The sequence below is a fragment of the Pseudoalteromonas fuliginea genome (genome assembly GCF_000690055.1).
Taxonomy (GTDB): Bacteria; Pseudomonadota; Gammaproteobacteria; order Enterobacterales; family Alteromonadaceae; genus Pseudoalteromonas; species Pseudoalteromonas fuliginea.
In genome coordinates this window covers 44,263-51,126 of sequence record NZ_JJNZ01000047.1, presented here as the reverse complement: position 1 = coordinate 51,126, position 6,864 = coordinate 44,263, and the positions used below count along the sequence as shown (strand labels likewise).

8 protein-coding genes are annotated in these 6,864 nt (G+C 40.6%); all 8 read right to left on the bottom strand.

Translation table 11 applies throughout. The features are described 5' to 3' along the window. Nucleotides 1–81 precede the first annotated feature (81 nt). The 8 genes from DC53_RS07005 to DC53_RS07040 are packed head-to-tail and all read right to left on the bottom strand — an operon-like array spanning nucleotide 82 to nucleotide 6,853. Nucleotides 82–744 (bottom strand): MOSC domain-containing protein, encoded by a 663-nt coding sequence (locus tag DC53_RS07005; RefSeq protein ID WP_033030661.1) that lies wholly within the window; start codon nucleotides 742–744, stop codon nucleotides 82–84. After that, nucleotides 744–1,202 carry a molybdopterin synthase catalytic subunit MoaE gene (gene moaE, locus DC53_RS07010; protein WP_033030657.1) on the bottom strand — a complete coding sequence of 153 codons (459 nt, stop codon included), beginning with the start codon at nucleotides 1,200–1,202 and terminating at the stop codon, nucleotides 744–746. The genes DC53_RS07005 and moaE overlap by 1 nt, the downstream gene beginning before the upstream one ends. Beyond that, entirely contained in the window at nucleotides 1,202–1,501 is a 300-nt protein-coding gene (locus DC53_RS07015; RefSeq protein ID WP_033030654.1) for a MoaD/ThiS family protein, read from the bottom strand. Before DC53_RS07015 ends, moaE begins: the two co-directional genes overlap by 1 nt. Beyond that, nucleotides 1,479–1,949 (bottom strand): cyclic pyranopterin monophosphate synthase MoaC, encoded by a 471-nt coding sequence (gene moaC, locus DC53_RS07020; RefSeq protein ID WP_007375236.1) that lies wholly within the window; start codon nucleotides 1,947–1,949, stop codon nucleotides 1,479–1,481. The genes DC53_RS07015 and moaC overlap by 23 nt, the downstream gene beginning before the upstream one ends. 1 nt (nucleotide 1,950) lies before the next feature. Then, nucleotides 1,951–2,490 (bottom strand): molybdenum cofactor biosynthesis protein B, encoded by a 540-nt coding sequence (gene moaB / locus DC53_RS07025; protein WP_033030651.1) that lies wholly within the window; start codon nucleotides 2,488–2,490, stop codon nucleotides 1,951–1,953. Further along, on the bottom strand, nucleotides 2,487–3,167 hold the full coding sequence (locus tag DC53_RS07030; RefSeq protein ID WP_033030649.1) for a molybdenum cofactor guanylyltransferase: 681 nt from the start codon (nucleotides 3,165–3,167) through the stop codon (nucleotides 2,487–2,489). Before DC53_RS07030 ends, moaB begins: the two co-directional genes overlap by 4 nt. A 1-nt stretch (nucleotide 3,168) precedes the next feature. Beyond that, nucleotides 3,169–4,140: a GTP 3',8-cyclase MoaA gene (gene moaA, locus DC53_RS07035; RefSeq protein WP_033030645.1), complete on the bottom strand. Its 972-nt coding sequence runs from the start codon at nucleotides 4,138–4,140 to the stop codon at nucleotides 3,169–3,171. A 16-nt stretch (nucleotides 4,141–4,156) separates the two neighbouring features. Then, complete coding sequence (locus DC53_RS07040; protein ID WP_033030643.1) at nucleotides 4,157–6,853, bottom strand: nitrate reductase; 2,697 nt, start codon at nucleotides 6,851–6,853, stop codon at nucleotides 4,157–4,159. Nucleotides 6,854–6,864: the final 11 nt, after the last annotated feature.

Below are 6,864 nucleotides of genomic sequence, written 5' to 3'. Positions count from 1 at the left end.
TTAAGATCCAACCTATGAGTTAATGTATAGGTTTTGCTCTTATTTAGAGAATTTAATTACTGCATAAAAATTACACAGCATTCATTTGGCCGATTCAACTTTAATAGCAAGTTTCTTTTTTAACTTTTCTTGCCACTCTACAGCAAGCTCTGGCAGAGTTAGGGCCTCTAAAAGTACGTCTTCGTAACCTACGTATTTTTTGTCAAAAAACGCCTGAAACAGCTTTTTAACTGAAATTTTATGCGCCGCTTTTTTTTCTATAGTGACTGCGTCGCCTGTTTTGGCAACACCTTGCTCAATGACTCTAAAATATATGCCCGTGCAGTAATACTGCGTGAACAGTTTAAGGCTGTTTTTATTATTAAGGGCGATAGCCAATTTAAAACAGGGTACACGAGGCTGGCTTACTTCAAGTAATGCAGTACCAATTCGAATATGATCGCCTATATGTATATTCGCTTCATCAAGGTCTGAAATCGTGAAGTTTTCACCAAATATGCCACTGGTTAAATCCTCGTTTGCAAGCATTCTCCTCCAATAGTCATAATGATTGTGCGAAAACGCATAAACCGCTTTATCAACCCCGCCGTGATTAACTAAATCAGCTTGCTCATCCCCTATAATATTTAGCTTTTCAATAACAACAGGTTCGTTAGTTGGGGTTTTAAAAATACCGGTTTTAACCTCTTTGCCGTTATACACTACCGTTTTTATTTTAGAGATATTAGTAGAGATTATTTTCATTAAGACTCCCACCTACCCATCGCTTGTTTGTCACTTTGTTTAAACTCAACCCAATTTGATGAGTCTTTAAAGTGCTCTTTTTTCCAAAACGTGGCGTGGTTTTTTAAATAATCCATTATAAATTGTGCGCCTTCGAACGCGGCTTGGCGATGGCGGGACGTTACGCCTACAAATACAATTTGCTCGCCAAGTGCTAAGTAACCAACGCGGTGAATAATACATATTCGCGCCAGTTGCCAGCGAGTTTGAGCTTGCTCTGCTATAGATTGAAGCAGTTGCTCGGTCATACCAGGATAGTGCTCAAGCTCAAGTGCAATAACGTTATCGCCACTGCTGAACTCTCTTACCAAACCTGTAAAGGTGACAACAGCGCCATCGCTTTTGTTATTACTACAGAGCGTATTGTGCTCGTCACCTACATTAAAGTCATCGGTTTGCACTTGAATATGTATGCTCATTAGCCACCTGTAACCGGCGGGAAAAAGGCAAGCTCATCCCCTGCTTTCACTATTTCATCGCTTGATGACATAGTTTGGTTAAGCGCTGCAAGTAACTCACGCTCATCCAGCCACGGTTGCCAATGCGGGTATTGGCTTACTAATCTTAATTTAAGCTCTGAAATAGTAAGCGGCTGCTCAATCTCAAGGCTTAATTTACTGCACTTTAACCGCTCTTTTAGTTGCCCAAAAAACAATAACTCTACTTTTCCGGCGCTATATATGACATTGTTTGGATTAATCGCGCTGCCAACTACCATTTTTGCCCCCTGCTTTTTGAGTAACGCGCATGCCGCTAATTTCCATTAATGGGTCGGCTGCTTTACACATATCAAACAAAGTAAGGCTAGCCACAGATACCGCCGTTAACGCTTCCATTTCTACGCCAGTTTTACCGGCAAGTTTGCAGTAGCTGGTTATTTTAATTTGGCTGTTAGCTTCATCAAGTTCAAAATCAACAGCGACTTTACTAAGTGCAAGCGGATGACAAAGCGGAATTAAATCAGCGCATTTTTTTGCGCCTTGAATACCTGCAATGCGTGCCACGCCTAACACATCACCCTTTTTGTTTTGATTAAGCATTACTTGTTCAAAGGCAAGCTTGCTCATGCTAATAAATGCTTCAGCTGAGGCATCGCGCAAGGTTACGTCTTTGAGCGATACATCAACCATATTCGCTTGGCCGTTTTCGTCTACGTGGCTTAACATACTATTGCTCACGCGATTCACACTTTTTACCAATGGTAATGTGCGGTACAAAGTTACACGGTTTATGCATTGAGTTAAGTTGATCTTTTATAATGCCTGTCCATGCTGTTTTGCATGCGCCTGTAGAGCCTGGCATACAAAAAATAACCGTGTTGTTAGCAAGTCCTGCCAATGCACGAGATTGAATAGTTGAGTTACCAATTTCACCGTACGATATATGTCTAAATAGCTCACCAAAACCGTCTACGCTTTTATCAAACAGCGGCGCAAATGCCTCAGGTGTTGAATCGCGTTCAGTAAAACCTGTACCGCCAGTCACTAAAATAGCGTGAATGGTGTCATCGGCAATCCACTGCGATGCAATAGCGCGCATTTGGTAAACATCATCTTTAACAATTTCTTTATCGGCTAAGTGATGACCCGCCTCAGTTAGCGCTTTAATTAAGTAATGACCTGAGGTGTCAGTAATTTCATCGCGTGTATCGCTTACCGTCATTACGGCAATGTTTAATGCTATTTGTGACTCAGTTGTGTGACTCATAATGTTCTTCTTAATTGATTAATGCTTTGGTCAAAATGCTCATTTACAGCTTTAAATTGCGCCGGTGTATTGGTGTTTATTAATGCATGCGCTTTATTACATAAAAGCGTTTGCACACCAATACTTTGGGTAAACTGTTTTATTGATTTATGACTGTTTGCGTTTGTGAGTATGTGCTTTAAATGATTTTTTACACTGCTTGTATTACGAATATACAGCGGTAGTGGTTCATTTTCAAAGTGCCAAGCATGTATTTGTGACTGATTTAATTGATTGCTCACACTTTGTACGTTATTTGACTGAGAAGCCAGCACAATTGTGCTTAACAAACTACTCGTAAGTAGAGGCATATCTACCGCAGTAATGAGTAAGTCATGCTCGGTGGTTATTAATGTTGAATAAATTCCGCCAAGGGGTCCACTATTTGGGTATATATCTTTAACGTACTTCTCTGAAGGATAATCGCTCGGTGAATATTGGCTCGATGATTTAACTGGATTTGTAACGTTGCGACTTATAAGTATGTTTTTAGCGCCTACGTCTTTTAATAAATCACACGCATTGTGCAATAGCGTTTTGTTTTTTAAAACTAAATCGGCTTTGTCTGTGCCCATTCTTGATGACTTACCACCAGCAAGCACAACGCCTGTAAAATCTCGCTTAGCTTTTACTTCCATATTAACCGCCTAACATGGCTAAGTGAGTTGTCGCACCTGTTAAGCGTTTATCTAGCTCATGGCTTATTTCTTTATTGCCCATAGCGGCTCGAATTGCCTTTACGGTCGCTGCAGTATCGTCCTCGTTTAGTAGTTCGCGTAAATCTATACCTTGCTCGGCAAACAAGCATAAGTGTAATTTACCCAGCGCCGACACTCTCAAGCGATTACAACTTTTACAAAAATCTTTACTGTACGGCATTATTAAACCAATACGACCATCGTAATCAGGATGACAAAATTCCTCAGCGGGTCCGTTTAATTTCCCCCTAACTACTTGTAACCAGCCTTGAGCTAAAAGCTGGGCTTTAACCGTTTGCCCACTTAAGTGATTTTCTTCAAAAAAGGTCGCGCCGTCACCTGTTTCCATTAATTCTATAAAGCGCACTGTAACTTTGTGGTGTTTTACCCACGCTAAAAAATCCTTTAATTGGTTTTTATTAAACTGCTTGGCAAGCACCGCATTTATTTTTATATCTTTTATGCCCAGCTCTACCGCGCGTTCAATCCCTTTTAAAATAAGGTTAAGTTTGTCGTGCCCTGTTATGAGTTTAAACATACTCGGATTTAAACTATCAATACTTACATTAAGCGCATCAAGCCCGGCTTCAGCAAATTCATCAATTTTTTTTAATAAATTAAACCCGTTGGTAGTAATGGCTACTTTTTCTATACCAGGCGTATTTTTACAGAGTTTTATAATATCGGTTACGTCGTTTCGCAAGCACGGTTCACCACCTGTAATACGCACTTTTTTAGTACCTAGTTCTGCAAACGCATTTACTAGCGTGCTAATTTCGCTTTTATTTAAAAAATTACGCGGCGTATCGCACTGATATCCGTTTGGTAAACAATAACTACAACTAAAATTACATACATCGGTTATTGAGAGGCGCAAATAGTTAAACTGCCGACCAAATTGATCATTAAGCATATGCTTCCTTTTTTCTTTACATTACAACCGCAACATCAATGCTGCTAGAACCTGCTTTGTAATGTTGTTTTATTAATTGGCTTAATTGTGTTTTACACGAACCGCAGTTCGTCCCACATTTAAGTTCAGACCCCAATTGCTCGACTGTGTTTGCACCGTTTTTAATGGCGTTTATAATCGGCTGCTCTCTTACTTTAAAGCAGCTACACACTTGCACGCCTTGAGTAAATTCTTCATCGGGGGTTGCATAAAGCAAAGACTGTAACTGTGTAAAGGTCAGTAATGGCTCTGCAAATAAATGGTTTATCCACTCAAGTGATATTTCTTTTTGCTCGTTAGAAATAACAACAACAAACGCTAATTGATCGTTTTGAATACACTGCACATGCATGGCTTTTGCCGTATTCATAGCCGACCACTGCCCTTGTAAACCGGTTAAGGTTTGGCAGTAATACAGTAAATCACTTTGTGGCTCATTAAGCGCCAATTGGTAATTAAAGCAATTGCTTGCATTAACTTTGAGCCAAAAATCACTGTTTATAACAAGTTCGTTTTTAGCAAACAGCTGCATATATTGCTCAAAGGGTGCTTTAACTATATTAACAGCGCCGTGTTTACACTCAGCCTGACCAGATAGAGGGTCAACTACCGATTGATACAACCCACTTACTGTTGCTGATGACGCAAATTGCTTATTCCAATGAATAGGCATAAAGCATTCACCTTTTCGAACCGAATCGGTTACTTTTGCATGCGCGGTAACGTGTCCTGTTTGGGCAATTGCACTTATTAAATCGTTTTGTTTAATTGCTAATTTACTGGCATCAAGCGGATTAATTTCAATGTACGGGCGTGTAATATGCGATGAAAGCGCAGTGCTTTTACCGGTGCGGCTCATGGTATGCCATTGGTCGCGTATACGCCCTGAGTTCATTACAAACGGATAATCACTTGATGTTTGTTGCACAGGTAATTGCGGCGTTATAGGTATAAAACGCGCCTTTTTATCAGCGGTGCTAAATTGGTTATTTGTAAAAACCTGACCATTTTTATAAGGCTGATTTTTAACAACAGGCCACATAATGGGTTTTAAATTATCATACTCATTTTTTGTGAGCCCAACTAAACCAGAGAGGTTTAATAATCGGCTGCCGTTATTTTCAAAGTCGGTTAATTGTGCCCATTCTTCAAAAATGCCACTTGGATCTGTAAAATCAAAACCTTCAAAGCCCATTTTTTTAGCGACTTCACACATAATTTGCCAATCGTTTTTAGCACCCGAATAAGGCGCTACTAACGGGCGCTGTCTTGATATTCTGCGCTCTGAGTTAGTTACTGTGCCGTTTTTTTCGCCCCATCCGGTTGATGGAAAGGCAACATCGGCAAATTTTAACGTATCACTTTTTGCAATACAGTCAGATACAACCACCAGCTCACAGGTCTCTAATGCTTTTTTAATAGCGGCGTTATTGGGCAAGCTCACCATTGGGTTTGTTGCCATTATCCACACTGCTTTTATTTTGCCTGCGGCTATTTCATCAAACATATCAATAGCATTGCTGCCTGCTTTGTTAGCAATAGTTGGCGAGAGCCAAAAGCGTTGTACAAGTGATTGATGCGCTTCGTTTTCAATATCTAAGTGCGCCGCTAACTGATTAGCCAAACCACCTACTTCGCGCCCGCCCATCGCATTGGGTTGCCCAGTAATTGAAAACGGACCACTGCCTGGCTTAAGTAATTTACCTGAGGCTAAATGCGCATTAATAATGGCGTTGCATTTATCTACACCCGAACTTGACTGATTTATACCCATTGAATAAAAGCTAATCGCACTTGGGCTGTTAGCAAATAGCGCGTAAAACTCAGTGACTTGCTCAATTGCTATATCGCAAAAGTCGCTAACTGCCTCACAGCTCCACTTTTGTGCCTCTTGCAATGCGCTTTCAAAGCCGTTTGTGTGCTGAGCAATAAATTGCGTATCGAGGTGGTTATGCTCATTTAAATAATTAAGCAAACCGTTATAAAGCGCAGCGTCACTGCCTGGTTTTATATTTAAAAATGTGTCGGCAAGCTCAGCTGTGTCGGTTTTACGCGGATCAATAACCACCACTTTCATATTTGAGTTAAGCTGCTTTGCACGCTCCATTCGCTGATACAAAACCGGATGAGTCCATGCGGCATTAGAGCCAATTAAAATAAGCAGCTCAGTTTGCTCTAAATCCTCGTAGGTACACGGCACTACGTCTTCACCAAAAGCGCGTTTATAACCTGCCACAGCAGATGACATACACAGGCGCGAATTTGTATCAATATTGCCTGAGCCTATATAGCCTTTCATTAATTTATTAGCAATGTAGTAATCTTCAGTAAGTAACTGCCCCGATACATAAAATGCCACCGCATCGGGTCCGTGCTTTTGTATTACGTCGTTAAATTTATTGGCAACGTGGTCAGTTGCTTCATCCCACGTGGCTGCTTTATTATTAATGAGGGGCGACGTTAAGCGATTATCACTGCCTGTTGTGTCGAGCAAATGGGTGCCTTTTACACATAAACGACCAAAGTTTGCGGGGTGTTCTCGCATGCCTTCAAGCTTGGTTGGCACATTATTAAAAAGTGAAATATCAACACCGCACCCTACACCACAGTAAGCACATGTTGTTTGTTTTAAACTGGTTTTATTTATAGTTGGTGACGTGTTTGCCGTTGTCATACTACTGCTCT